This window comes from Labrenzia sp. PO1 (assembly GCF_012273635.1).
GTDB classification, from domain to species: domain Bacteria; phylum Pseudomonadota; class Alphaproteobacteria; order Rhizobiales; family Stappiaceae; genus Roseibium; species Roseibium algicola.
Genome location: NZ_JAAXCR010000007.1, coordinates 1 through 24,101, shown reverse-complemented (window position 1 = coordinate 24,101; position 24,101 = coordinate 1). Strand labels below are relative to the sequence as shown.

Genomic DNA, 24,101 nt, shown 5'->3' with positions numbered 1-24,101 from the left:
GTCAAGGAATGACTTGCCAAATTATGAATATTACCCGGTCAGACGCTTTCCGTCACATGAGCGAAATCGGGATAGATCGACCGGACCAGCTTGTCGACCCGGTCTATTTCCTCTGGAATATCAGAAAGTTTGCCACGTTCTTCTTCCAGAACCGCCAGAAAGATCCGCGCGCGTGCCTGGTTTACCTGGATCTGCGGCAAAGTGCCCTCACCTGCCGCAGACAGAACGATGCTGACCAGCCTGTCGGCAGCGTTGAGACGTCCCCACAGATAATCATGTTCCCGCCAGCCGCGATTGAAGAAGGCACCGAACGTATTCAGGGACTTGCCCTTGAGGTCGAAACCTTCCGTATAAAGGCTTGCCGCGTCGGTCGGGCTGATGCGGTCGACCAGGATTTCCGTCACCTCCGAGAAGTCGTTGCGCTGCAACACGGGAAAGGTGATCAGATCGAAAAAACCGAACCCGATATAGGTTCCCATCAGGGATGTGTGACGGCTCTTGTCGAGTAGATTTCGGGCCGTCTCGGCAAAGAGTTCGTCCTGAAGCCTGTCCAGATCGGCAAGCCCCATCATCTGTGTCAGGGATTTCAGCATTGGCTGGACATGCTCGGCAGCGTCCGGACCACCCGTCTCCGCTGCCCGAACGAACGTTTCGGCGAGTTCCCGGCTGCGGCCACCGAAAAACCGGTCATTCCAGCGCCAACCCAGATGATCGATCTGCTCGTAGAGCAATCCCTTCATCTGATCGAGCGCCTCGAAATTGGGCGGCGGTAAGTCGGAGCCCGGACGATAGTGATAGAAGCCGTTGAGCTTGCGCACCGCAAAGCGAAGCCGGCGTATCCGGTAGTCGACATCCAGCCCGCGCAACAAGGCAACAACATGCGGGTCCGTGCGCCCCAGGATGTCCTTGCTCTCGGCTGTCAGGCGGCTGGTGTGACGCGAGTACAGTCCCAAAAGGGCTTCTTCCTGGCCACGTGCACTGTCCAACCCACTGAGCCGCGCCGTCAGACCAGCCAACCGCTCAGCCAGGGAATGAAGTTTCAAGGACTGATAATTGAGAAAGGCGAACCCTGCCTGCTCGAATGCGGCCACGGTTGCCTGCTTCCGGCATAACGAAAGAATGTCAGGTGTGACCCGACGCCGCTTTGGCAAAATGCCCGCCACCGCCTTTTCCACCATCGGCCCCGCATCATCGATCAGTTGCGAAAGCCAGCGGCTGCGCCGGTTGTTCTGTTCAAGCTCTTTCAGATCATCGCCGATGGGCTCATTGCGCGGGATATGAGCGAGCGAAGCCAGGATCACGCGGAAGAACCCGGGCAGTTCCGAAACGGTGCTATCCGTTTCGACCGGAACCACCGGTGATGGATCCACATAGATCAGCCGCCGGGCAACTTCGCGCACCGCCGGCCGATCCTGAATAACGTCAATCACCGGCGCAAAGGGCTTGTTCATGACGACGCTGCCATCGACAAAACAATGCTGACCGGCTGTCTCGGACGTCAGGTTCAGTCCTCTTGCAAGAAACGCATCCCGGTTGTGCCACGTCAGGTCGTGATCGACCAGCACCCGCTCCATTTCCGCAACCGTTGCAGGAGGGAACGCCCCTGGAAACGAGGACGTCGCGCGAGCCGCAAAGACAATTTCCGGAATGCTGTCGGCATCGAACTGGCTTTCGATATCTCCTGGCATTCTGTGCGCGGCATGGAAACTCAGGATCCGGCGATGATCCCACTCCTCGACATAGTCCGGATCATCCAGGTGAATGCGTCGCTTGATGCCGTTGTAATCGGTGATCGTCACGAACAGGTCGAGCGTCTGACCACGCGGGATCAGACTGCGGCCGGGCACGGCACCGTCCTCCATCTTCTGGCAGGCATCCAGCATCCAGCTGATGAACCGTTCACCGGAAAACGGCGGTGTGAACCAACGCGCCTGCATGAACAGTCGCAGCTTCTCGCGCGTTTCCGCGCTTTCTATCTGCTTTGTCAGCCGTGTGGAAATCAGCTGATCCAGCACTGGCGAAATGGAAATCTTCAGGTATCGGGACAGACCGGCCTGTGGCCGGGCCAAACGCGTGACATCGGCATTTTCCAGCCACATCTCGCTATGGCTGTCGAGTGGCAGGTCGTGGGTGATGGCCCGCGCAAGCATGATGCCGTTGACGCCACCTGCAGACGCACCGGCAATTGCGTCAACCACCACCCGGATGTCGGCAACGGAGGACAACAGATCGAGCAGATCCTTGTAGGCGCTTTGAACCGGAGGAAGCTCCTGATCGGGTATTTCCTGGGCAGAACCGTTCGACTTGCGGTCAAGACGAACGCTCGACGCCCGAACAAGATTGAGGATTTCCCGGCTTACGCCATGCATGTAGATGGCAAGCGAAACGCCGCCATAAAACACCAGCGCCAATCTGAGTTCGATTTCCTTCATGAGGTCACCGTGGGGAACATGTTGAAGTCCTAACACGTAAGAATGGCTACTATCTTTATGCGGCGGACCTTTCCATTCGCCAATCAAGACATGGCGGAACTATGCTCCCACCCGATCACTTCTATGCAAACATGGTTTGACGACGAGGCTTGCCGGGAACTTGGCGCTCTGAAGCCTGCTACGATTTTCCCCCGCCTGACCTGTATATTCCGCTAAGATAGTTCATGGATCCGACAGTGATTCTTTAAAGTTCAGCATTATAAAACAGACAATGAGACCAGACATTTTCGACGCGGAATGAAATGGCCAAGAGTGTAGATACAGCTGCCCAAAGCTCCGATGAAACCGGGCAAGCCGACCAGACGACCTCGCTGCAATCCCTGCAGGAAGAGAACGACTATCTGCGATCCGAGTTGGAAGATCTGCGCCTCCTGTACGAGGCGACCATCGAGCATGGCGAAGCGGTCGAGGACCAGCTGGCGGATCAATCGACCAAGCTCGAGGCACTTTCGCGGCAGCTCGCCAAATACCTTTCGCCTCAGGTCTATCAATCCATTTTCGAAGGCCGTCAGGAAGTCAAGATTGCGTCCACACGCAAGAAACTGACGGTTTTCTTCTCCGATATCGCCGACTTCACCGAAACGGCAGACCGGCTTGAATCAGAAGAACTCACGGCAATCCTCAACCAGTATCTGACGGAGATGTCGAATATCGCGCTGCGCTACGGCGCTACCATCGACAAATACGTCGGCGACGCCATCCTGATCTTTTTCGGTGACCCGGAAACACGTGGTGTGACCGAGGACGCGCTTGCCTGCGTACGCATGGCCATCGACATGCAGGACCGGATGAAGGCGCTCCAGGGTGCCTGGCGGGAAGCCGGTATCTCCAAACCGATGAAATGCCGCATGGGGATCCATACGGACTATTGCACCGTGGGCAATTTCGGCAGCGAAGATCGGTTGGACTACACCATCATCGGGCGTGGCGTGAACACGGCCTCCCGCCTGGAAAGCCTTGCCACACCAGGCTCTATCCTGATCTCCTTCGAAACCTATTCGCAGGTGAAAGAGCAGATCAAATGCGCTGAAAATGGTGAAGTCAACGTCAAGGGCATTGCCTATCCGGTCTCCACCTACGAAGTAATCGGCCTGAAAGACCCCGTACCGGTCAAGGATGATCTGGAGGTCGACCTGGTGTCTCGCCAGCTGGACAAGATTTCCGACACGATGGCACCGGAAGACCGGGACAGGCTGATCGCCACACTCAAGAGCGCCCTCGACCGTCTGACATCCACTGAAACCGCCTGATCTTTCAGGTTACGCGGATCAGCCTCGTTCCTTGCGCCGCTTGTCCCAGAACTCCAGGCGTTTTCTCAGTTCCCGCTCAAATCCTCTCTGGGGTGGGTCGTAATAGGTCTTGCGGCCTAACTGCTCTGGAAAATAGTCCTGACCGGAAAAGCCGTCGGGAGCATCGTGGTCGTATTGATAGCCGTCGCCGTACCCTTCCTGCTTCATCAGCTTGGTGGGCGCGTTGAGGATATGCTTGGGCGGCAGTAGAGAGCCGCTGGATTTGGCATCCCGCATCGCCGCCTTGTAGGCCACGTAAGCACCGTTCGATTTCGGCGCCGTTGCAAGATAGATCACCGACTGCGCAAGCGCCAATTCCCCTTCAGGCGACCCGAGCATCTGGTAGGCGTCACGGGCCGCATTGGCTTGCACCAGTGCATTGGGGTCGGCCAGCCCGATGTCCTCAACCGCCATGCGGATAAGACGCCGTGCAAGATAGAGCGGGTCCTCCCCGCCATCCAGCATCCGGCAGAACCAGTAGAGGGCGGCATCGGGATCGGAACCCCGCACGGACTTGTGCAGCGCGGAAATCAGATTGTAATGGCCGTCGGCACTCTTGTCGTAGATCGGCGCCCGCCTCTGGACAATTTCCTGCAGGCGCTCGGCATCGAAGACCTCGTCCTCTCCTGCGGCGCGCCAGACATCTTCTGCCAGGGTCAGAGAAGAGCGGCCGTCGCCATCGGCCATGCGGATCAGCACCCGTCGGGCTTCCTCGTCAAGCGGCAGCTTACGCTCTTCCAACGCCTCTGCCCGCGCCAGCAGTTTTTCGATGGCGTCCGCGGAAAGGGAATGGAACGTCATGACGTGAGAGCGCGACAGCAAGGCCGCGTTTAGCTCAAAGGACGGGTTTTCCGTGGTCGCACCAACCAGCGTGATCGTGCCGTCCTCCATCACCGGAAGAAAACTGTCCTGCTGCGCCCGGTTGAACCGATGGATCTCGTCGACGAAGAGCAGCGTTGCCCTGCCGCTCATGCGCCGGGCGCGAGCCGTTTCGAACACCTTCTTCAGGTCCGAAACACCGGAAAAGATCGCCGAGATCTGTTCGAACGCAAGGTCCGTTTCATTGGCCAGCAACCGGGCAATGGTTGTCTTGCCGGTGCCCGGCGGCCCCCAGAAGATCAACGAACCAAGCGTCCGCGTCTTCAGCATGCGCGACAGCGTGCCTTCCGGCCCGAGCAGGTGATCCTGCCCCACCACATCGGCAAGTTTGGTCGGTCGCATCCGGTCCGCCAGTGGCCGCGGGCCGGACTGGCTTAGTCCGGAAGCTTCGAACAGATCGCTCACACTGTCTCCTAACCGCGCAGGATGAGCTGTGAAACCTTGCCGTCCCGCTCGATATCGAGCTGCCAAACGCGCGGTGGCTTCTTGGTGATACCTTCCAGCATTTCTGTGGTTTCGACGGTTTGCCGGTTGATGCCCCGGATGATGTCGCCCGGGCGAAGCCCCACACGGTCCGCGGTGCTGCCGCGCTTCACTTCGGCAATCACGACACCGTCGAAAATCCCTTCCATTCCCAGTTCCTCGGAAACAGCAGGCGAAAGGTTCATGACCGTCGCGCCTTCGAAAGGCGAATAGTCGACAAGTTCGCGCGTGTCCCGTGGAATAGTTTCGGGAGCCGGCTGCAGTGACACGGTCACATGCTCTTCCGCACCGTCCCTCAAGACAACAAAATCGGTCTGTTCGCCAATCATCTTTGTTGCGAAACGATAGCCGAAGGAATTGGGATCGGTCACTTCCTTGCCGTCAACCGCAATCACCAGATCGCTGACCCGAAGCCCGGCCTCAAAGGCAGGTGAACCATCAAAGACTGCCGTCACAAGCACACCGCGTGGCCGGTCGAGAGACAGCGCTTCGGCGATTTCGGCATTCACAAGCTGCACGGTCGCCCCTAGCCATGGCCGCTGCACCTTGCCGCCATGATCGGCAGCTTTCGCAACGAAACGCGCCATATGCGCCGGAATGGCAAAGCCGATACCGTTGGAGCCGCCGGAGCGAGAATAGATGGCCGAGTTGATGCCAACCAGCTTGCCGGTCATATCGACAAGCGCACCACCGGAGTTGCCTGGGTTGATTGCAGCGTCGGTCTGGATGAAGAACTGAAAGTCCGTCACGCCGACCTGCGTGCGAGCCGTGGCCGAGACGATGCCCTGGGTAACCGTCTGGCCGACACCGAACGGGTTACCGATGGCAAGCACGATGTCGCCGACTTCAAGGCTGTCGGAATCCGCAAAGTCGATGCTCTCGAAAGGTCCATCACCCCGGATCTTCAGCACCGCGAGGTCGGTACGTTCGTCCATGAGAACGATATCGGCATCGAATTCACGACGGTCGTTCAGGGCGACGCGAACGTCGTCCGCGTCCTTAATCACATGATGGTTGGTGATCACCGTACCATCACTCGAAATGATGACGCCGGATCCAAGGGACGATTCAACCCTCTGCCGTGGCCTGTCGTTCCCGCCGGGCTGGCCGAAGAACCGGCGAAAGAAGGGATCGTCCATGAAGGGCGAAACTTGCCGACGCTGCACCACCTTGCGGCTGGCATAAACGTTGACCACCGCCGGCGCGACCTTTTTCACGATTGGCGCGAAGGAGAGTTTGATCTGCGCATCGCTTTGCGGAACAAGCCGAAGATCGGCCGGAGACGGCTGCACAGTCTGCGAAAGCGCAGCAGACATACCCATCAGGCCGGCCAGGCCCGCTATGACAAGGGAACGCGTAAAGCTGGTCAGAACCAGGCGCATGGCGGGTGCCTCTTTTTCGAATCTTCTCATATCCATCGCGATACATGGCAGATAGGGAGGAAAAGAGGCAAATACAAAAGGGGCCGCCGGATTGCCGGCGGCCCCTTTTTCATCATGCAGGCTTACTTCAGGCCGAACGAACCTGCGCAAGGAAGCTGCGCACTTCGTGATCCAGTTCTTCAGCTTTCGATGCCATGTCCGCTGCTTCTTCGGAGAAGTTCTGTGCAGCCATGTTGGTATCGTTCGACAGAGAAGAAACGTTGCGGATGTCCTCGGTAACCTTGGAGGTTCCACCGGCGGCCCGTTGAGTGTTCTCTGCAATGCCCTGCGTCGCATAGCTCTGCTCGGTAACGGCTGCAGCAACTTCGCTCACCGACTTTGTAATCTCGTCGATGGTCTTCTGGATGTCGCCGATGGCATCAACCGCATCGTCGGTCGCCCCGCGGATGGCATCGATCTGCTGCTGGATTTCGCCGGTTGCCTTGCCTGTCTGGGACGCAAGATCCTTGACCTCGGAGGCAACCACCGCAAAGCCCTTGCCGGCTTCACCGGCACGTGCGGCTTCGATGGTGGCGTTGAGAGCCAGAAGGTTGGTCTGGTCGGCGATATCGGAAATCAACGTGACGACTTCTCCGATACGGTTGGCAGCTTCCGCAAGCGAGCGAACGGTGTCGTTGGTCGTTTCCGCACGTTTGGTTGCTTCGGCAGCAACGCTGGAAGAGCGTTCGATCAATGTCGAGATTTCCTGGATCGAGCTGGAAAGCTGATCGGAAGCTGCTGCGATCGATTCCACTTCGGCCAGAGTTTCTTCCGACATAGTGGCCGCATTGGCAGATGTTTCGCCTGCCATGTCGGTCATGCTGCGCATCTTGTTCGCCGATTCGCGCAAGGTTGCAGCGGTATGAGCCACCTTGTCGACGACAGTGCCGACGGTCGCTTCGAAGTCGCCGGCAAGGCTTGCCAGCATCTCCTGGCGCTGCTCGGCCTGACGTCTCGCATCATCGGCTTCCTCGGCTGCACGACGCTCGTTTTCTTCAGCCGCGTTCTGGCGGATCTGGAGAACGGCTCGGCCGATGTCGCCGATTTCGTCCTTGCGGTTCGCAGCCTTGATCTCTGCACCAAGATCACCGGAGGCAATCGCGTTGAGAGCCCCTACAAGCGTGGTGAGAGGACGGGTGATCGACTGGGAGAAGAACAGGGCAATGACGGCTGCAACGGCAATTGTTGCAAGCGACCAGAGGAACATCTGATCGCGCATGCGAATGACGGCAGACAGCGTTTCTTCAACGCTCTTCTCCGCAACGATGGCCCAGTTCTGCCCCTGGAAGGCTAGCGGACGGGCAACGACAAGATCATCAACACCATCAGCCCCCTGAACGATACCGGCTGAAGCGGTGCCGGCGGCAGCTTCAATCGCCGGTCCGCTGGAAACGCTGGTGCTGAGCGCGGTTGGCGCACCTGCAAGCGGCATGTCGCTGAGCGCGAGGCCGTCCTGGTTGATCACGTAAACCTGACCGGTTTCCCCGAGGTCTTCACGGTTCGCGACAACTTCACTCAAGAAATCGGAATCGATCCGCATGACCGCAACACCGCTGAGGCTGATCGTACCAAACGAATTCATGAACACGGGCGATGCCAGGAACAGAGAGCCTTTTCCGCCGGCAGGGGTATAGGGTGCAAAGACACTGGCAGCGATCTCGCCCTCACCCAGCTCCTTGGCAGCATTGTAGACCATCTCCAGGCCGGTCCCTTCGGCAACACTGCCTTCACCAAGCTTGGACAGGAATTCGTCACCCTTGGTGACCGAATAAAGAATGAGACCGGCGTTATCGAGCAGATAAAGATCTGCGAAGCCGCCGTTCTTCCAGACATTGTAGAACGCCGGGTGCGCCTCGGTGTGGCGCCAGGCATACATTGTCTTCTGTTCCTTGCCTGTGACCGCTGCACGCTCTTCAGGGCTCTGCGGCGCCTGGAACAGGCCGAGAATTTCGTCTTTTTCCTTGGCAAGGTTCATCGTCGCGTTGCCAAGGTTGCTCAACGGATCCGAAACGCTGGACGCCAGGTTCACGATCTGGGATTCAGCTGCGTGCAGGCGCGACTGCAGGAGCGCGTTACGCGCTGTGATGACCATGCCAAGTTCGGCTTCTGCCGCTTGTTGCAATCCGTCGCGACCGGTCATGTAGCCGATGACACCCACCGCCGCACATGCGGCGACTGTAATCACGATCATCAGAGCCGGAATAACAAAAGAAAGTCGAAGAGAAGGCGACCTCTTCTTAGAAGCGGAATTCGTTTTGGCTATCACAGTAAATCTCCCCAGCCTCTCCCACTAGTCCAGGAGGCATGGCTAGAAGCTAGGCAGTTTTCCTTAAATCATTGATAATTGCGGTCTCATTATTCGAAACGAATACGTTTGGGTGGACAGTCACGAAGACAACAAAAAAAGGCGGGCAAATCTGCCCGCCTTTCCCGATTGCCATCGAGGCAATTATTACGCTGCGTTTTCAGCTGCTTCTTCAGCTTCAACGCGAGCACGGTCTTCAGCACCGCGTGCTTCCGGATCACGGTCGACCAGCTCGATGACAGCCATCGGAGCGTTGTCGCCATAGCGGAAGCCGGCTTTCAGCACGCGGGAGTAACCGCCGCTACGGTCCTTGTAACGCTCACCGAGCGTTTCGAACAGCTTGGCAACCATTGCCGCATCGCGAATCTGCGAAATGGCCTGGCGGCGTGCATGCAGGTCACCGCGCTTGCCCAGGGTGATGAGCTTGTCGATGATCGGCTTCATTTCTTTAGCCTTCGGCAGGGTCGTTACGATCTGTTCGTGCTTGATCAGCGACGCTGCCATGTTCGCGAACATAGCCTTACGGTGGCTAGAGGTCCGGTTGAGCTTGCGGCCGGATTTACCGTGGCGCATGGCCCTCTCCTTTTTCTTTCAGGCAGTCAGTTCTTCTGGTTGAACTCTTGCCCGGTTGATCCTCACAGGACGCGTACGCCCTTAGTACTGATGGTCTTCGTAGCGCTTGGCGAGATCATCGATGTTCTCAGGCGGCCAGTTGGCAACTTCCATGCCGAGATGGAGACCCATCTGGGCGAGAACTTCCTTGATTTCGTTCAGCGACTTGCGGCCGAAATTCGGGGTCCGCAGCATTTCCGCTTCGGTCTTCTGAATGAGATCGCCAATATACACGATATTGTCGTTCTTCAGGCAGTTTGCAGACCGTACAGACAGTTCCAGCTCGTCGACCTTCTTCAGAAGCGCAGGGTTGAAAGCCAGTTCCGGGACGCTGTCCTCGGCGACTTCACGCTGCGGCTCTTCGAAGTTGACGAAGATGGAGAGCTGATCCTGCAGAATGCGTGCAGCGAATGCCACGGCGTCTTCCGGCTTGACGGAACCATCGGTTTCGACAGTCAGGGTCAGCTTGTCATAGTCAAGAACCTGGCCTTCACGGGTGTTTTCCACCTTGTAGGAGACCTTCTTGACCGGAGAGTAGAGGCTGTCGACCGGGATAAGGCCAATCGGCGCATCTTCCGGACGGTTCCGATCGGAAGAATGGTAGCCCTTGCCGGTGTTGACGGTGAATTCCATGCGGATTTCAGCGCCTTCATCCAGCGTGCAGAGCACCAGTTCCGGATTGAGAACCTCGACGTCGCCAACAGTCTGAATATCACCGGCGGTGACAACACCCGGACCCTGTTTGCGCACGACCATGCGCTTGGGACCCTCGCCTTCCATGCGGATGGCGATTTCCTTGATATTCAGCACGATGTCGGTGACATCTTCCCGGACACCCGGGATCGACGAGAACTCATGCAGAACGCCATCGATCTGAACGGCAGTCACGGCGGCACCCTGCAAAGAAGACAGCAGGATACGGCGCAGCGCGTTGCCAAGGGTCAGACCGTAGCCACGCTCGAGCGGCTCGGCAACAACGGTTGCCAAGAAGCGCGGGTCTTCACCCGGCTTGATCTCGAGTTTGGTCGGCTTGATCAGTTCTTGCCAGTTTTTTTGAATGGTCACGTTTTCGTCCCTTCGGCTATCCCGCCCGGCGGATCAGCGCCAGGCCATTCTTTGCCATTTGGAGAAACAAGTACCTAAAGCTGGGAAGCCTTAGACGCGGCGACGCTTGCGCGGACGGCAGCCGTTGTGCGGAATCGGCGTCACGTCACGGATGGACGTGATCAGGAAACCGGCGGCCTGCAGGGCACGCAGAGCAGATTCACGACCGGAACCCGGACCGCGCACTTCCACTTCCAGGGTGCGCATGCCGTGCTCGGCAGCTTTTTTCGCAGCGTCTTCCGCAGCAACCTGGGCAGCATACGGAGTGGACTTACGGGAACCTTTGAAACCGAGTGCACCGGCGGACGACCAGGAGATCGCGTTGCCCTGTGCGTCGGTGATCGTGATCATGGTGTTGTTGAACGTGGAGTTCACATGCGCGACGCCAGAAGAGATGTTCTTGCGTTCGCGGCGACGCACGCGCGTCGTGTCTTTAGCCATTCTCTTATCCTTGTTTTGATCTCGTCACTGCCGTAATGCCGGCAGCTCCACCACCAATCGAGGCCGGGTAATTACTTCTTCTTACCAGCGATCGGTTTAGCCGGACCCTTGCGGGTACGTGCGTTCGTGTGCGTCCGCTGACCGCGAACCGGCAGGCCGCGACGGTGACGCAGGCCGCGGTAGCAGCCAAGGTCCATCAGACGCTTGATGTTCATCGCGGTCTCACGACGCAAGTCACCTTCAACGAGGTAATCGCGGTCGATGGTTTCGCGGATGGACAGAACTTCTGCGTCGGAAAGCTCGTTCACACGGCGGGCAGCATCGATGTTGTTCTTCTCGATGATTTCCTGCGCGAACTTCGCGCCAATGCCGTGAATGTACTGAAGCGCGATGACAACGCGCTTGTTCGTCGGGATGTTAACGCCAGCAATACGTGCCACGTTCGTCTCCATGATTACGCAGCGAGACCATGGTCTTGCCGCAGGTTGTAATGCCCGCGTCCGGTGGAGTCCGGCCCTTGCGGGTACGAAAATGCCGGGGTAACCCCGGCACAGAGAATGCCGGCCCCACTTACATGGAACCGGCTTAACTGTAAGGTAGAGCGGGTCGTTTAACGGCTCTAAACCTTTTCGTCAAGTCCTTGAAGAACGGAATCTATTGAAGCCGTCACTTCATCAATGGACTGCATGCCGTCAATCACGGAAAGAAGACCTGTCTTCTCGTAATACGGCACAACAACTGCGGTATCGCGGTTGTAGGCTTCAAGGCGTTGCTTGAAGACTTCCGGATCATCGTCCTTGCGCACCGGCTGACCAGCAGCCTGTGCATCAGCAGCGCGCTTGATGATCCGATCGACCAGCTTCGACTGGTCGACACGCAGTTCGATGACGGCGTTCAGCTTGAGGCTGTTTGCTTCCAGCATCTCGTCAAGCGCTTCGGCCTGGGCGAGCGTGCGGGGAAAACCATCAAGAATGAATCCGTTCCTGGCATCTTCTTCGGCGATCCGGTCGCGGATGATACCGACAACGATCTCATCCGACACGAGGCCACCTGCGTCCATGACTTCCTTGGCTTTAACGCCTACCGGGGTCTGGGCGGCCACTGCGGCCCGCAGCATGTCTCCGGTGGAGAGCTGCGGGATCGCGTATTTCGCAACGAGGTGCGCGGCCTGTGTCCCCTTCCCCGCTCCTGGCGGTCCAACCAGAATAAGCCTCATCGACGCCTCCCACTTAATTTCGCTTTTTTCACCAGACCCTCATATTGGTGCGCAAGCAAATGCCCCTGGATCTGTGACACGGTATCCATCGTCACGCTTACGACAATCAACAAAGAGGTGCCACCGAAATAGAACGGAACGCCTGTCGCCGAAATAAGGAATTCGGGTAATAGACAAACGACGGTGATGTAAATTGCACCGACCACCGTAATGCGCGTCAGAACGTAATCAATATACTGCGCTGTACGCTCGCCGGGACGGATCCCGGGAATGAAACCGCCGTGTTTCTTCAGGTTGTCCGCAGTGTCGCTCGGATTGAAAACGATCGCGGTATAGAAGAAACAGAAGAACACGATCATCGCTGCGTAGAACACCATGAACAACGGCTGGCCGTGACCAAGCGCCGCAGTGATATACGTCAGCCACTCATTGCCCGAACCCTGACTGAAGCCGCCGATGGTGGCAGGAACCAGCAGCAGGGAGGAAGCGAAGATCGGCGGAATCACACCGGCAGTGTTGAGCTTGAGTGGCAGGAACGAGGTGTTGCCCTCGAACATACGGTTGCCCATCTGGCGCTTAGGATACTGAATCAGCAGTCTGCGCTGAGCCCGTTCCATGAACACGATCAGTGCGATCACCACGACAGCCAGTATCAGAATGCCGAGAATCAGGATCGTCGACATCGAACCCTGGCGACCGAGTTCAAGCACATTGACCAGCGCGACCGGCAGACCGGCGACAATGCCGGCAAAGATGATCAGCGAAATACCGTTACCGATACCGCGCGATGTGATCTGCTCACCGAGCCACATCAGGAACATGGTACCGCCGACAAGCGTCAGGACAGTTGACGCGCGGAAGAACCAGCCCGGATCAGCGACCACGTTGGTCGCACCTTCCAGACCGACTGCGATACCGTAAGCCTGGAAAGCCGCCAGGATAACAGTGCCGTAGCGCGTGTACTGGTTGATGACCTTGCGGCCCTGCTCGCCTTCCTTCTTCATCTGCTCGAGCGTCGGTACGACGGTCGTCATGAGCTGCATGATAATGGAGGCGGAAATATACGGCATAATGCCGAGAGCGAAGATCGCCATGCGCTCGACAGCACCGCCGGCAAACATGTTGAACATGCCGATGATGCCGGACTGGGCCTGATTGAAGGCCTGCGCAAAGGCGTCCGGATTGATGCCGGGCAAGGGAATGTAAGTGCCCAGTCGATAAACCAAAAGCGCCCCCAGTGTGAACCAGATGCGCTTTTTGAGTTCTTCAGCCTTGGCGAAAGCTGAGAAATTGAGATTTGACGCCAGTTGCTCGGCGGCCGATGCCATGCCCTACTCCGGAATGCTTGCCCAAGAAATGGGTGAAGCCCAGGCTGTTAAGCCTGAGCTCCCAGAACGGCAACCTTGCCGCCTGCTTTTTCGATCGCTGCAACAGCGCCCTTGGAGGCACCGGCAACTTCAAAGGTCACTGCAGCGGTGAGTTCACCGTTGGCAACGATGCGCACACCGTCACGGACCCGCTTGACAACGCCTGCTGCCTTCAGCGCTTCGACGGTAACCGTCTCGGACACATTCAGCTTGCCTGCATCAATCGCCTTCTGAACACGGCCAACGGACACAGTGTTGTAGTCCTTGGCAAAAATGTTCGTGAAGCCGCGCTTCGGCAGACGGCGGTGAAGCGGCATCTGACCGCCTTCAAAGCCTTTGATGGCAACGCCGGAACGGGACTTCTGACCTTTGACACCACGGCCACCAGTCTTGCCCTTGCCGGACCCGATGCCGCGAGCCACACGCATGCGGTCTTTTACGGCACCTTCGTTGTCACGAAGTTCATTGAGCTTCATGTTCGTTTCTCCTCACCCCGTTCTTACGCGTTGTCTTCGACGACGCGAACGAGATGCTGGACCTTATTGATCATGCCGCGCACTTCAGGAGTATCCTTCAGTGTGGAACGGCGGTGCATCTTGTTCAGGCCGAGACCGACGAGCGTCGCGCGCTGGTCCTTAGGACGGCGCAGCGGGCTGCCGATCTGTTCGACCGTGACAGTCTTTTCGGTGTTCGCCATGGAACATACCCTCTCTCAGCTGGGGACCGGAGCCGCTAAGGTCAAGCCTCAGCGGCAGCCGAAGCCGCCTCATCGTTGTTGTCACGACGGCGGGACTGCAGCACAGAGACCTTCAGGCCACGGCGGGCAGCGACGGAACGCGGGCTGTCTTCCTTGGTCAGCGCAGCAAAAGTTGCACGCACCATGTTGTAGGGGTTGGAAGTCCCCAGAGACTTGGCCACAACGTCCTGGACGCCGAGCGTTTCGAAAACGGCACGCATCGGACCGCCTGCGATGATACCGGTACCGGCCGGAGCTGCACGAAGCAGAACCTTGCCAGCGCCGTGACGGCCTTCCACATCGTGGTGGAGGGTCCGGCCTTCGCGAAGCGGTACACGGATCATCGTGCGCTTTGCTGCTTCAGTTGCCTTACGGATGGCTTCCGGCACTTCACGCGCCTTGCCATGACCGAAGCCGACGCGGCCCTTCTGGTCACCAACCACAACGAGTGCTGCGAAGCCGAAACGACGGCCACCCTTGACCACTTTCGCAACGCGGTTGATGTGAACGAGCTTGTCGACGAATTCGCTGTCTCGCTCGTCGCGATCGCGATTTTCTTGTCTCGCCATATTATACGTCTTCCGTTCTTAAGAGCGCCAACGGGCGCTGGTCAGAATTCAAGTCCACCTTCACGGGCTGCATCAGCAAGCGCTTTTACGCGCCCATGATACTGGTACCCGCCACGGTCGAACACGACCTGCTTTACGCCAGCGGCAGCAGCACGCTCGGCGACAAGCTTGCCAACGGCTGCGGCTGCAGCGACGTCGGCGCCCGTTTTCAGGCTGCTCTTGAGATCTGTTTCGATCGTTGAAGCAGAGACAATCGTATGTCCCTTCGCATCGTCGATGATCTGGGCGTAGATCTGCTTCGACGAGCGGAAGACAGAAAGGCGCGGACGACCGTTCGCGGCTTTCTGAATCGAACGGCGCACGCGATCGCGGCGGCGCTCGAAAGCTTGTTTGCTGTTCGCCATGATCTGGGTCCGTTACTTCTTCTTGCCTTCTTTGCGGACGATGAACTCGCCTGCATAACGAACGCCTTTGCCCTTGTAGGGCTCCGGCGGGCGGAATTCACGAATTTCAGCAGCAACCTGACCGACGCGCTGTTTGTCGGTACCGGTGATGTTGATTTCCGTGGGTTTCGGGCACACGATATCGATACCATCCGGGATCGGATAGACAACGTCATGAGAGAAACCGAGCGCCAGCTGAAGGTTCTTGCCCTGGACCTGAGCGCGATAACCGACACCGGTGATGGCGAGGTCTTTCTTGAAGCCCTCGGTTACGCCAGTGATCAGGTTCGCGACCATGGTGCGGCTCATGCCCCACATGGAGCGAGCCGGCTTGGAGCTGTTGCACGGATCGATTTTGATCCCATCATCCGTCATTTCGGCCAGAACAAGATCATTGAGCACGAAAGACTTTTCGCCTTTCGGGCCCTTGATCGTAACAGTCTGACCGTCGATCGATGCCGTTACCCCGCTTGGCACGGGGACTGGCTTTTTGCCAATACGAGACATATGACCAACCTTGTCGTTGTTTTAAAAGTGAGGATGCCGCATCAGAAGACGCGGCAAAGAACCTCACCACCTACGTTTTCGTCCCGCGCCTGATGGTCGCTCATGACACCACGCGGAGTCGAAATGATCGACACGCCCAGGCCATTAGAGACATGCGGGATGTTTTTCACCGACGAGTACACGCGGCGGCCCGGCTTGGACACACGTTCAATCGTGCGGATAACCGGTTCACCGTCGAAATACTTCAGTTCGATTTCCAACTCGGACTTACCGCCCTCGTATTCAACCGTGGTGTAGCCACGGATGTACCCCTCTTTTGCGAGCACATCAAGTACATGTGCGCGCAATTTGGAATTTGGTGAACTGACCTTGTTCTTGCGACGCATCTGCGCGTTGCGAATGCGGGTCAGCATATCCCCCAACGGATCAGAAATTGCCATCGGAGTTTCTCCTTACCAGCTCGACTTGACCAGGCCCGGGATCTTACCCAGGGAGCCCAGTTCACGAAGCGCAATACGCGACATCTTCAGCTTGCGGTAAAAACCGCGCGGACGGCCGGACACTTCGCAACGGTTGCGAACACGGTTCGGCGCGGAATTCCGCGGCAATTTTGCCAGCTTCAGGCGTGCGTTGTACCGCTCTTCCAGGGACAGGCTTTCATCTTTAGCCAGTGCCTTCAGGGCAGCGCGCTTCTCAGCGTATTTCTTTACAAGCTTCTCGCGGCGCTTGTTCTTCTCGATTGCGCTTTTCTTCGCCATCGTCGATCCCTTCCTTGCCCGTTACTTCGTGAACGGGAAGTTGAACGCGCGCAGAAGCTCGCGTGCTTCATCGTCATTCGGCGCCGTGGTGCAGATGATCACGTCCATGCCCCAGATCTGGTCGACCTTGTCGTACTCGATTTCCGGGAACACGATGTGTTCTTTGATGCCCATGGCGTAGTTGCCGCGACCGTCGAAGCTCTTCGGGTTCAGACCACGGAAGTCACGTACGCGCGGCAGCGCGATGGTGATCAGACGGTCCAGGAATTCGAACATCTGCTGGCGGCGCAGGGTAACCTTTGCACCAAGCGGCATGCCTTCGCGAACCTTGAAGGTTGCGATAGACTTTTTCGCCTTGGTGATCACCGGCTTCTGACCGGCAATCAGTGCCAGGTCGTCAGCTGCGATACGCGCCTTCTTGGAATCGCTGACCGCTTCGCCGACACCGACGTTGAGGACAATCTTTTCCAGCTGCGGAACCTGCATGACGTTCTTGTACTGGAACTTCTCCAGAAGCTGCTTGCGCACAACTTCGTCATAATGCGTCTTGAGACGCGGCACGTTAGTGGTCTCAGCCATCGATCAGGTCTCCCGAACGCTTGGCCACACGGACCTTGGTGCCATCGTCCTGCACTTTGAAGCCGACGCGGGTCGCCTTGCCGTCCTTCGGATCGGCCAGTGCAACGTTGGAAAGGTGAATCGGGGCTTCCTTGGCCACGATGCCTGCTTCCTGCGTCTGGGTCTGCTTCTGGTGGCGGCGAACCATGTTGATGCCGCGGACCAGGGCCTTGTTGTCAGCCGGCAGCATCTGGATGACTTCGCCGGACTTACCCTTGTCACGGCCGGTCAGCACAACCACCGTGTCGCCTTTTTTAATTTTCGCAGCCATCAGAGCACCTCCGGCGCGAGCGAAATGATTTTCATATGGTTCTTTGCACGGAGTTCACGCGGTACCGGTCCGAAGATACGGGTGCCGATCGGCTCCTTGTTGTTGTTGACCAGCACGGCCGCATTGCGGTCGAACCGGATCACGCTGCCATCGGGACGGCGGATATCCTTTGCCGTGCGCACGACGACAGCCTTCATCACGTCGCCCTTCTTAACGCGGCCCCGCGGAATTGCCTCTTTCACGGAGACGACGATGATGTCGCCTACCTGGGCATATTTACGCTTGGAGCCGCCGAGCACTTTGATGCACATGACACGACGAGCGCCGGAATTATCCGCGACGTCGAGGTTTGTTTGCATCTGAATCATGACTGGCTGCCTTGTTCTTCTGATGGCGCTCGGGTCACGGGCGCCTGATGCTCACTGAATGGAGCGCGGTCACTGAGCGACCACGGTCCAACGTTTGTTTTTAGAGATCGGCGCGCATTCTTCGATCTGAACAATGTCGCCAACCTTGTACTGGTTGGTTTCGTCGTGTGCGCGGTACTTCTTGGTCCGGCGCACAGTCTTCTTCAGCAGCGGGTGCGTGAAGCGGCGCTCCACATTCACCGTCACCGTCTTGTCATTGGCGTCGCTGACAACGGTGCCCTGCAGGATACGCTTCGGCATGGCCGTCTCCTTACGCGTTCGCCGACACGCGCTTTTCGCGCATGATCGTCTGGATACGCGCGATATCACGGCGGATCTGCCGGACACGCGCAGTGTTTTCAAGCTGACCCGTAGCCCGCTGGAAGCGCAGGTTGAACTGCTCTTTCTTCAGGCCTTCAAGCTCACTGCGGAGCTCGTCGAGGGTCTTAGCCCGTACATCGGTAGCCTTCATGGCTCTAACTCCTCGCCTGCCCTACTCGCCGATACGCTGAACGAAGCGGCACTTGATCGGCAGTTTGGCTGCAGCAAGACGCATGGCTTCACGCGCAATGTCTTCCGGCACACCGTCGATTTCGAACATGATCCGGCCTGGCTTGACACGGCAAGCCCAGTAATCCGGAGAACCCTTACCTTTACCCATGCGGACTTCAGCAGGTTTCGAGGAAACCGGGACGTCCGGGAAGATGCGGATCCAAACACGACCCGCACGCTTCATGTGGCGGGTCATAGCACGGCGGGCCGCTTCGATCTGACGTGCCGTAACACGCTCCGGCTCAATCGCCTTCAGACCGAATGCGCCGAAGTTGAGGTCAGTGCCTCCCTTCGACAAGCCGTGGATGCGGCCCTTGTGCTGCTTGCGGAACTTTGTGCGCTTCGGTTGCAGCATCGTTCTTCTCTCGTCTTTCTTAAGTTACGAGCGGCAGGCAGCTTGAATTAAGCTGCGCGCTCGCGGCCCCGATCCCGGCGTCCGCCGCGATCACCCTGGTTGCCTTCGGAAGCAGCGGTCGCACGGCGCTCAGACGCCATCGGATCGTGTTCCAGAATTTCACCCTTGAAGATCCAGACCTTCACACCGCACACGCCGTAAGCCGTGTGAGCGCTTGCAACACCGTAGTCGATGTCTGCACGCAGCGTGTGAAGCGGGACGCGGCCTTCGCGGTACCATTCGATACGCGCAATTTCCGCACCGCCAAGACGGCCACCGCAGTTGATACGGATGCCCTGTGCACCGAGGCGCATGGCGGACTGAACGGCCCGCTTCATGGCGCGACGGAAAGCAACGCGGCGTTCCAGCTGCTGGGCAATCGACTGGGCGACCAGGGTCGCGTCGATTTCCGGCTTGCGCACTTCAACGATGTTGAGATGCACTTCGGAATTGGTGATGTCGGCGATCTTCTTGCGAAGACGCTCGATATCGGCACCCTTTTTACCGATGACCACACCCGGACGACCGGAGTGAATGGACACACGGCACTTCTTGTGCGGGCGTTCGATAACAACCTTGGACACGGCAGCCTGCTTCAGTTCCTTCAGCAGGAGCTCGCGGATGCGGAAATCTTCGTGCAGAAGATCGCCGTATTCGTTCTTGTTCGCGTACCAGCGGCTGTCCCAGGTGCGGTTGATCCCGAGGCGCATGCCGATCGGGTTTGTCTTATGTCCCATCAGGCAGTCTCCTCAACTTCGCGCACGACGATGGTCAGGTTCGAGAACGGCTTCTCGATCCGGCCAACACGACCGCGTGCACGTGCCTGGAACCGCTTGATCACAAATGCCTTGCCGACATGTGCTTCAGCAACCACCAGGTTGTCGATGTCCAGGTCATGGTTGTTTTCCGCGTTGGCAATGGCCGACATCAAGGTTTTCTTGACGTCCTGCGCAATGCGCTTGCGGGAGAATGTCAGGTCCGCGATCGCGGAACCGACTTTTTTGCCACGGATCGAAGCCGCAACGAGGTTCAGCTTGCGCGGGGAAACGCGCAGCATGCGGGTCATTGCCCGGGCCTCATTGTCAGCGAGCGTCCGCTCACGCTTCGGCTTGCCCATCGTTACTTCCTCTTCGCCTTCTTGTCGGCGCCGTGTCCATAATAGGTCCGGCTCGGCGAGAACTCACCGAACTTGTGACCGATCATTTCCTCAGACACCAGCACCGGAACGTGCTTTTGACCGTTATAGACGCCGAAGGTCAAACCGACGAACTGCGGCAGGATGGTAGAGCGGCGGCTCCAGGTCTTGATGACCTCGTTCCGGCCGGACTCACGGACCTTGTCCGCTTTCTTCAGCAGATACCCGTCGACAAACGGACCTTTCCAGATCGAACGTGCCACGATCCTTGCCCTTTACTTCTTCGCGTGACGGCTGCGGACGATAAACTTATCAGTCTGCTTATTGCGCCGCGTACGCTTACCTTTGGTCGGTTTACCCCAAGGGGTAACCGGATGACGACCGCCGGAGGTCCTGCCTTCACCACCACCGTGCGGGTGGTCGATCGGGTTCATGGCAACACCGCGAGTATGCGGACGAATGCCAAGCCAGCGGGAACGGCCTGCTTTACCCAGGTTAACGTTGGCGTGGTCCGGGTTGGACACGGCGCCAATGGAAGCCATGCAGGTTCCGAGCACACGGCGCTGCTCGCCAGACATCAGGCGCAGCGTGGTGTAGCCCTGGTCGCGGCCGACGATCTGAACGAACGCACCTGCCGAACGAGCGATCTGGGCGCCTTTGCCCGGCTTCAGCTCGACATTGTGCACGATCGTACCAACCGGAATGCGAGCCAGTGGCGCGGCATTGCCCGGTTTCACGTCGACGGATTCACCGGCGATGACGGTATCGCCAGCAGCCAGGCGCTGCGGCGCCAGGATGTAGCTCAGTTCACCGTCTTCGTAACGGATGAGTGCAATGAATGCGGTCCGGTTCGGATCGTATTCAAGGCGCTCGACCGTTGCCGGAACGTCCCATTTACGGCGCTTGAAGTCGACAAGACGGTAAGACCGCTTGTGACCGCCACCGCGGTTCGGAGACGTCAGGCGGCCGGCGTTGTTGCGGCCACCGGACTTGGACAGGCCTTCGGTCAGGGTCTTGACCGGCTTGCCTTTCCACAGACCAGAGCGATCAACTTGAACCAGCTGACGGCGGCCTGGGGACGTCGGGTTGAATGTCTTAAGTGCCATTTTTCTTAAGTCCCCGTCTTAGAGCCCGGTGGTCACGTCGATTGCGTGACCTTCCTGCAGCGTAACGACGGCCTTCTTGTAGTCGGACTGACGGCCGATGCGACCGCGGAAGCGCTTGACCTTGCCCTTGCGGACCAGGGTGTTCACTGCCGTGACCTTTACACCGAACAGCGCTTCGACTGCGGCCTTGATTTCCGGCTTCGTTGCATCGTTAGCAACTTTGAAGACAACCTTGTTCTCTTCGGAAGCCATCGTCGACTTTTCGGTGATTACCGGGCCGACGATTTTGTCGTAGTGAGGAAGTTTGCTCATTTAAAGCGCTCCTCAAGTGCGGACACCGCAGCCTTCGTCAACACCAGGGTGTTGGCACGCAGGATGTCGTAAACGTTGATGCCCTGAACCGGCAGCACATCCAGATGCGGAATGTTGCGGGACGCCAGAGCGAAGTTTGCATCGACCTCGGCGCCGTCAATGATCAGAGCGCTGGTCAGGCCGAGCTTGGTCAGCTGTGCCTTGAGTGCCTTGGTCTTTGCTTCGGCTGCCTTTGCGTCTTCGACAATAACGATGCTGTCTGTCTTGGCTTTCGCCGACAGGGCATGCTTCAGGCCGAGGGCGCGAACCTTCTTCGGCAGGTCATGGCTGTGATCGCGAACGATCGGGCCGAATGCCTTACCACCACCGCGGAACTGCGGGGCCTTCTTGTTGCCGTGACGTGCACCGCCGGAACCTTTCTGACGGACGAATTTCTTCGTCGTGCCGGAAACTTCCGAACGGCCCAGTGCCTTGTGGGTACCTGCCTGGCGCTTGGCCAGCTGCCAACGCACCACACGGTGGATCAAATCGGTGCGCGGCTCGAGACCGAAGATCTCGTCAGACACCGTGATCGAACCGGCCGCCCCACCTTCGAGGGTCTTGACCTGGAGTTCCATCACTCACTCTCCTTCCCGGCGGCCGCAGTCGCTTCGGTTGCTTTGAAAGCACCCGGAACCGGAACGTTTTCCGGCAGCGCCTTTTTGATCGCGTCGCGGACCAGGATCCAGCCGCCCTTGGCGCCCGGAACAGAGCCCTCGACCATGATCAGGCCACGCTCAACATCAGTGCGCACAACCTTCAGGTTCTGCGTGGTCACGCGGGCATCACCCATGTGACCGGCCATTTTCTTGCCCTTGAACACGCGGCCCGGGTCCTGACACTGACCGGTAGAACCGTGCGAACGGTGCGAGATCGAGTTACCGTGCGATGCACGGCCACCACCGAAGTTGTGACGCTTCATGGCACCGGCAAAACCCTTACCGATAGAAGTGCCGGTCACGTCGACAAACTGGCCTTCGACGTAGTGGTCAGCGGTCAGTTCCGCGCCAACGTCGATCAGGTTTTCCGCAGAAACGCGGAATTCGGCCACGGTCCGCTTCGGCTCAACCTTTGCAACAGCAAAGTGGCCACGCAGTGCCTTCGGCGTATTCTTTACTTTACGGGTACCTGCACCGAGCTGCAGCGCAGTGTAACCATTTTTTTCGTCAGTGCGGTGGGCAACCACCTGGCAATTTTCCAGCCGCAGAACGGTGACCGGAACATGCTCGCCTGCATCGTTATAGATGCGGGTCATGCCCACTTTCTGAGCGATCACTCCAGAACGCATGGATGTGTCCCCTTCGACCCGGCTTAGAGCTTGATCTCGACGTCGACACCAGCGGCGAGGTCGAGCTTCATGAGCGCGTCCACCGTCTGGGGCGTCGGATCAACGATATCGAGAAGGCGCTTATGCGTACGCATCTCGAACTGATCGCGGCTTTTCTTATCGATATGCGGCCCGCGAAGCACCGTGTACTTCTCGATCCGCGTCGGCAGCGGCACGGGACCCCGTACCTGAGCACCGGTCCGCTTGGCCGTATTGACGATCTCCTTGGTGGAGGCGTCGAGAATACGGTGGTCAAACGCCTTCAGGCGGATCCGGATATTCTGACCGTTCATTGTTGTTGTTCCCAATAAGACTGCGGGCCTGCCCGCGTTTCACTTGAAAGTCACCGGCAGGCCCGGCTGTCGATTATTCGATGATGGATGCGACGACGCCAGCGCCGACGGTACGGCCACCTTCGCGGATAGCGAAGCGCAGGCCTTCTTCCATGGCGATCGGCACGATCAGCTCAACCTCGACGGAGACGTTGTCGCCCGGCATCACCATTTCCGTGCCTTCCGGCAGGGACACCACACCGGTCACGTCCGTCGTACGGAAGTAGAACTGCGGGCGGTAGTTGGTGAAGAACGGGGTGTGACGACCACCTTCTTCCTTGGTGAGGATGTAAGCCTCGGCCTTGAACTTCGTGTGCGGGGTAACAGTACCCGGCTTGCAAAGAACCTGACCACGCTCAACGTCTTCACGTGCGATACCGCGGATCAGCGCGCCGATGTTGTCGCCTGCTTCGCCGCTGTCCAGCAGCTTGCGGAACATTTCAACGCCGGTGACCGTGGTCTTCTGCGTGTCCTTGATGCCGACGATTTCGACTTCTTCGCCAACCTTCACGATACCGCGCTCAACACGACCGGTTACAACCGTACCACGGCCGGAGATCGAGAAGACGTCTTCGATCGGCATCAGGAACGGAAGGTCCTTCGGACGCTCCGGGGTCGGGATGTACGCGTCGACCTGAGCCATCAGCTCACGGATCGCATCGCGGCCGATGGCCGGATCGCGGTTTTCAACGGCTGCCAGTGCAGAACCCTTGACGATCGGAATGTCGTCGCCCGGGAATTCGTAGGAAGACAGCAGTTCGCGGATTTCCATTTCGACGAGCTCGAGAAGCTCTTCGTCGTCGACCTGGTCAACCTTGTTCATGAACACGACCAGAGCCGGAACACCAACCTGGCGAGCCAGGAGGATGTGTTCACGGGTCTGCGGCATCGGGCCGTCAGCGGCAGAACAGACCAGGATCGCGCCGTCCATCTGCGCTGCACCGGTGATCATGTTCTTGACGTAGTCGGCGTGACCAGGGCAGTCG

Annotated in this window: 32 protein-coding genes and 1 pseudogene; 1 reads left to right on the top strand and 32 read right to left on the bottom strand. The window is 58.3% G+C overall.

Going from position 1 to position 24,101, the window contains the following annotated elements; all coding sequences use genetic code 11:
• Positions 1-38: 38 nt before the first annotated feature.
• Positions 39-2,432, bottom strand: coding sequence for a patatin-like protein (locus HCG46_RS27105; protein ID WP_168688033.1), 2,394 nt, complete (start codon positions 2,430-2,432; stop codon positions 39-41).
• Positions 2,433-2,908: 476 nt separating this feature from the next.
• Here HCG46_RS27105 and HCG46_RS27100 point away from each other — a divergent pair.
• Positions 2,909-3,742: pseudogene (locus HCG46_RS27100) on the top strand (adenylate/guanylate cyclase domain-containing protein); the annotation flags it as partial.
• An 18-nt stretch (positions 3,743-3,760) separates the two neighbouring features.
• Here HCG46_RS27100 and HCG46_RS27095 read toward each other — a convergent pair.
• The 31 genes from HCG46_RS27095 to tuf form a co-directional block, all read right to left on the bottom strand.
• Positions 3,761-5,002 carry a replication-associated recombination protein A gene (locus HCG46_RS27095; protein ID WP_208984281.1) on the bottom strand — a complete coding sequence of 414 codons (1,242 nt, stop codon included), beginning with the start codon at positions 5,000-5,002 and terminating at the stop codon, positions 3,761-3,763.
• A gap of 71 nt (positions 5,003-5,073) precedes the next feature.
• Positions 5,074-6,525 carry a DegQ family serine endoprotease gene (locus HCG46_RS27090; protein ID WP_168688031.1) on the bottom strand — a complete coding sequence of 484 codons (1,452 nt, stop codon included), beginning with the start codon at positions 6,523-6,525 and terminating at the stop codon, positions 5,074-5,076.
• Between the two features lie 127 nt (positions 6,526-6,652).
• Positions 6,653-8,755, bottom strand: coding sequence for a methyl-accepting chemotaxis protein (locus HCG46_RS27085; RefSeq protein WP_022998252.1), 2,103 nt, complete (start codon positions 8,753-8,755; stop codon positions 6,653-6,655).
• 261 nt (positions 8,756-9,016) lie between these two features.
• Positions 9,017-9,442: a 50S ribosomal protein L17 gene (rplQ, locus tag HCG46_RS27080; protein ID WP_055654713.1), complete on the bottom strand. Its 426-nt coding sequence runs from the start codon at positions 9,440-9,442 to the stop codon at positions 9,017-9,019.
• Positions 9,443-9,523: 81 nt separating this feature from the next.
• A complete protein-coding gene (locus HCG46_RS27075; RefSeq protein ID WP_006936426.1) occupies positions 9,524-10,546 on the bottom strand; it encodes a DNA-directed RNA polymerase subunit alpha in 1,023 nt (340 codons plus the stop codon).
• 90 nt (positions 10,547-10,636) lie between these two features.
• Positions 10,637-11,026 carry a 30S ribosomal protein S11 gene (gene rpsK, locus HCG46_RS27070; RefSeq protein WP_006936427.1) on the bottom strand — a complete coding sequence of 130 codons (390 nt, stop codon included), beginning with the start codon at positions 11,024-11,026 and terminating at the stop codon, positions 10,637-10,639.
• A 71-nt stretch (positions 11,027-11,097) separates the two neighbouring features.
• Positions 11,098-11,466 carry a 30S ribosomal protein S13 gene (rpsM, locus tag HCG46_RS27065; protein ID WP_031268319.1) on the bottom strand — a complete coding sequence of 123 codons (369 nt, stop codon included), beginning with the start codon at positions 11,464-11,466 and terminating at the stop codon, positions 11,098-11,100.
• 179 nt (positions 11,467-11,645) lie between these two features.
• Complete coding sequence (locus tag HCG46_RS27060; RefSeq protein WP_022998251.1) at positions 11,646-12,242, bottom strand: adenylate kinase; 597 nt, start codon at positions 12,240-12,242, stop codon at positions 11,646-11,648.
• Positions 12,239-13,570 (bottom strand): preprotein translocase subunit SecY, encoded by a 1,332-nt coding sequence (gene secY / locus HCG46_RS27055; protein ID WP_022998250.1) that lies wholly within the window; start codon positions 13,568-13,570, stop codon positions 12,239-12,241. Before secY ends, HCG46_RS27060 begins: the two co-directional genes overlap by 4 nt.
• 47 nt (positions 13,571-13,617) lie before the next feature.
• Entirely contained in the window at positions 13,618-14,085 is a 468-nt protein-coding gene (gene rplO / locus HCG46_RS27050; protein ID WP_062488536.1) for a 50S ribosomal protein L15, read from the bottom strand.
• A gap of 23 nt (positions 14,086-14,108) precedes the next feature.
• Complete coding sequence (gene rpmD / locus HCG46_RS27045; RefSeq protein ID WP_006936433.1) at positions 14,109-14,306, bottom strand: 50S ribosomal protein L30; 198 nt, start codon at positions 14,304-14,306, stop codon at positions 14,109-14,111.
• A 41-nt stretch (positions 14,307-14,347) separates the two neighbouring features.
• Complete coding sequence (gene rpsE / locus HCG46_RS27040) at positions 14,348-14,914, bottom strand: 30S ribosomal protein S5 (protein ID WP_006936434.1); 567 nt, start codon at positions 14,912-14,914, stop codon at positions 14,348-14,350.
• Positions 14,915-14,955: 41 nt separating this feature from the next.
• Positions 14,956-15,318 (bottom strand): 50S ribosomal protein L18, encoded by a 363-nt coding sequence (gene rplR / locus HCG46_RS27035; protein ID WP_022998248.1) that lies wholly within the window; start codon positions 15,316-15,318, stop codon positions 14,956-14,958.
• 12 nt (positions 15,319-15,330) lie between these two features.
• Entirely contained in the window at positions 15,331-15,864 is a 534-nt protein-coding gene (rplF, locus tag HCG46_RS27030; RefSeq protein ID WP_022998247.1) for a 50S ribosomal protein L6, read from the bottom strand.
• A gap of 41 nt (positions 15,865-15,905) precedes the next feature.
• A complete protein-coding gene (gene rpsH / locus HCG46_RS27025; RefSeq protein WP_006936438.1) occupies positions 15,906-16,304 on the bottom strand; it encodes a 30S ribosomal protein S8 in 399 nt (132 codons plus the stop codon).
• A 12-nt stretch (positions 16,305-16,316) separates the two neighbouring features.
• Positions 16,317-16,622, bottom strand: coding sequence for a 30S ribosomal protein S14 (gene rpsN, locus HCG46_RS27020; protein WP_006936439.1), 306 nt, complete (start codon positions 16,620-16,622; stop codon positions 16,317-16,319).
• Between the two features lie 21 nt (positions 16,623-16,643).
• A complete protein-coding gene (rplE, locus tag HCG46_RS27015) occupies positions 16,644-17,201 on the bottom strand; it encodes a 50S ribosomal protein L5 (RefSeq protein WP_022998246.1) in 558 nt (185 codons plus the stop codon).
• Entirely contained in the window at positions 17,194-17,511 is a 318-nt protein-coding gene (rplX, locus tag HCG46_RS27010; RefSeq protein ID WP_006936441.1) for a 50S ribosomal protein L24, read from the bottom strand. The genes rplE and rplX overlap by 8 nt, the downstream gene beginning before the upstream one ends.
• Positions 17,511-17,879: a 50S ribosomal protein L14 gene (rplN, locus tag HCG46_RS27005; RefSeq protein WP_006936443.1), complete on the bottom strand. Its 369-nt coding sequence runs from the start codon at positions 17,877-17,879 to the stop codon at positions 17,511-17,513. Before rplN ends, rplX begins: the two co-directional genes overlap by 1 nt.
• Before the next feature lie 69 nt (positions 17,880-17,948).
• Entirely contained in the window at positions 17,949-18,179 is a 231-nt protein-coding gene (gene rpsQ, locus HCG46_RS27000) for a 30S ribosomal protein S17 (RefSeq protein WP_022998245.1), read from the bottom strand.
• 10 nt (positions 18,180-18,189) lie between these two features.
• A complete protein-coding gene (gene rpmC / locus HCG46_RS26995) occupies positions 18,190-18,390 on the bottom strand; it encodes a 50S ribosomal protein L29 (protein ID WP_006936445.1) in 201 nt (66 codons plus the stop codon).
• Positions 18,391-18,411: 21 nt separating this feature from the next.
• Positions 18,412-18,825: a 50S ribosomal protein L16 gene (rplP, locus tag HCG46_RS26990; RefSeq protein ID WP_022998244.1), complete on the bottom strand. Its 414-nt coding sequence runs from the start codon at positions 18,823-18,825 to the stop codon at positions 18,412-18,414.
• A gap of 47 nt (positions 18,826-18,872) precedes the next feature.
• A complete protein-coding gene (gene rpsC / locus HCG46_RS26985) occupies positions 18,873-19,601 on the bottom strand; it encodes a 30S ribosomal protein S3 (RefSeq protein ID WP_006936448.1) in 729 nt (242 codons plus the stop codon).
• Entirely contained in the window at positions 19,601-19,981 is a 381-nt protein-coding gene (rplV, locus tag HCG46_RS26980; RefSeq protein WP_006936449.1) for a 50S ribosomal protein L22, read from the bottom strand. The genes rpsC and rplV overlap by 1 nt, the downstream gene beginning before the upstream one ends.
• 2 nt (positions 19,982-19,983) lie before the next feature.
• Entirely contained in the window at positions 19,984-20,262 is a 279-nt protein-coding gene (gene rpsS, locus HCG46_RS26975; protein ID WP_022998243.1) for a 30S ribosomal protein S19, read from the bottom strand.
• Positions 20,263-20,274: 12 nt separating this feature from the next.
• Positions 20,275-21,105, bottom strand: coding sequence for a 50S ribosomal protein L2 (gene rplB, locus HCG46_RS26970; protein WP_055654715.1), 831 nt, complete (start codon positions 21,103-21,105; stop codon positions 20,275-20,277).
• Positions 21,106-21,123: 18 nt separating this feature from the next.
• Complete coding sequence (locus tag HCG46_RS26965) at positions 21,124-21,417, bottom strand: 50S ribosomal protein L23 (protein WP_006936452.1); 294 nt, start codon at positions 21,415-21,417, stop codon at positions 21,124-21,126.
• On the bottom strand, positions 21,414-22,034 hold the full coding sequence (gene rplD / locus HCG46_RS26960) for a 50S ribosomal protein L4 (RefSeq protein ID WP_055654717.1): 621 nt from the start codon (positions 22,032-22,034) through the stop codon (positions 21,414-21,416). Before rplD ends, HCG46_RS26965 begins: the two co-directional genes overlap by 4 nt.
• Positions 22,034-22,744 carry a 50S ribosomal protein L3 gene (gene rplC, locus HCG46_RS26955; RefSeq protein ID WP_031268311.1) on the bottom strand — a complete coding sequence of 237 codons (711 nt, stop codon included), beginning with the start codon at positions 22,742-22,744 and terminating at the stop codon, positions 22,034-22,036. Before rplC ends, rplD begins: the two co-directional genes overlap by 1 nt.
• Positions 22,745-22,767: 23 nt before the next feature.
• On the bottom strand, positions 22,768-23,076 hold the full coding sequence (gene rpsJ / locus HCG46_RS26950; RefSeq protein WP_006936455.1) for a 30S ribosomal protein S10: 309 nt from the start codon (positions 23,074-23,076) through the stop codon (positions 22,768-22,770).
• 73 nt (positions 23,077-23,149) lie between these two features.
• On the bottom strand, positions 23,150-24,101 hold a 952-nt coding region (gene tuf / locus HCG46_RS26945), incomplete at its 5' end, for an elongation factor Tu (RefSeq protein ID WP_168688030.1).

Coding starts and splice junctions, on each gene's coding strand:
- rplP (WP_022998244.1), bottom strand. CDS start 18,825: ATGCTGCAACCGAAGCGCACAAAGTTCCGCAAGCAGCACAAGGGCCGC.
- HCG46_RS26965 (WP_006936452.1), bottom strand. CDS start 21,417: ATGAGCAAACTTCCTCACTACGACAAAATCGTCGGCCCGGTAATCACC.
- rplC (WP_031268311.1), bottom strand. CDS start 22,744: ATGCGTTCTGGAGTGATCGCTCAGAAAGTGGGCATGACCCGCATCTAT.
- HCG46_RS27085 (WP_022998252.1), bottom strand. CDS start 8,755: ATGATCGTGATTACAGTCGCCGCATGTGCGGCGGTGGGTGTCATCGGC.
- HCG46_RS27095 (WP_208984281.1), bottom strand. CDS start 5,002: ATGCGACCGACCAAACTTGCCGATGTGGTGGGGCAGGATCACCTGCTC.
- rpsE (WP_006936434.1), bottom strand. CDS start 14,914: ATGGCGAGACAAGAAAATCGCGATCGCGACGAGCGAGACAGCGAATTC.
- rpsH (WP_006936438.1), bottom strand. CDS start 16,304: ATGGCAATTTCTGATCCGTTGGGGGATATGCTGACCCGCATTCGCAAC.
- rpsN (WP_006936439.1), bottom strand. CDS start 16,622: ATGGCGAAGAAAAGCGCAATCGAGAAGAACAAGCGCCGCGAGAAGCTT.
- rplV (WP_006936449.1), bottom strand. CDS start 19,981: ATGGGCAAGCCGAAGCGTGAGCGGACGCTCGCTGACAATGAGGCCCGG.
- rplQ (WP_055654713.1), bottom strand. CDS start 9,442: ATGCGCCACGGTAAATCCGGCCGCAAGCTCAACCGGACCTCTAGCCAC.
- rpmC (WP_006936445.1), bottom strand. CDS start 18,390: ATGAAGGCTACCGATGTACGGGCTAAGACCCTCGACGAGCTCCGCAGT.
- rplX (WP_006936441.1), bottom strand. CDS start 17,511: ATGGCTGCGAAAATTAAAAAAGGCGACACGGTGGTTGTGCTGACCGGC.
- HCG46_RS27060 (WP_022998251.1), bottom strand. CDS start 12,242: ATGAGGCTTATTCTGGTTGGACCGCCAGGAGCGGGGAAGGGGACACAG.
- rplR (WP_022998248.1), bottom strand. CDS start 15,318: ATGGCGAACAGCAAACAAGCTTTCGAGCGCCGCCGCGATCGCGTGCGC.
- rplB (WP_055654715.1), bottom strand. CDS start 21,105: ATGGCACTTAAGACATTCAACCCGACGTCCCCAGGCCGCCGTCAGCTG.
- HCG46_RS27090 (WP_168688031.1), bottom strand. CDS start 6,525: ATGCGCCTGGTTCTGACCAGCTTTACGCGTTCCCTTGTCATAGCGGGC.
- rplF (WP_022998247.1), bottom strand. CDS start 15,864: ATGTCTCGTATTGGCAAAAAGCCAGTCCCCGTGCCAAGCGGGGTAACG.
- rpmD (WP_006936433.1), bottom strand. CDS start 14,306: ATGGCGAACACCGAAAAGACTGTCACGGTCGAACAGATCGGCAGCCCG.
- rplO (WP_062488536.1), bottom strand. CDS start 14,085: ATGAAGCTCAATGAACTTCGTGACAACGAAGGTGCCGTAAAAGACCGC.
- rplD (WP_055654717.1), bottom strand. CDS start 22,034: ATGGAACTCCAGGTCAAGACCCTCGAAGGTGGGGCGGCCGGTTCGATC.
- rplE (WP_022998246.1), bottom strand. CDS start 17,201: ATGGCTGAGACCACTAACGTGCCGCGTCTCAAGACGCATTATGACGAA.
- rpsC (WP_006936448.1), bottom strand. CDS start 19,601: ATGGGACATAAGACAAACCCGATCGGCATGCGCCTCGGGATCAACCGC.
- rplN (WP_006936443.1), bottom strand. CDS start 17,879: ATGATTCAGATGCAAACAAACCTCGACGTCGCGGATAATTCCGGCGCT.
- rpsK (WP_006936427.1), bottom strand. CDS start 11,026: ATGGCTAAAGACACGACGCGCGTGCGTCGCCGCGAACGCAAGAACATC.
- rpsJ (WP_006936455.1), bottom strand. CDS start 23,076: ATGAACGGTCAGAATATCCGGATCCGCCTGAAGGCGTTTGACCACCGT.
- HCG46_RS27105 (WP_168688033.1), bottom strand. CDS start 2,432: ATGAAGGAAATCGAACTCAGATTGGCGCTGGTGTTTTATGGCGGCGTT.
- rpsQ (WP_022998245.1), bottom strand. CDS start 18,179: ATGCCGAAGCGTATCCTGCAGGGCACCGTTGTCAGCGACGCCAATGAC.
- secY (WP_022998250.1), bottom strand. CDS start 13,570: ATGGCATCGGCCGCCGAGCAACTGGCGTCAAATCTCAATTTCTCAGCT.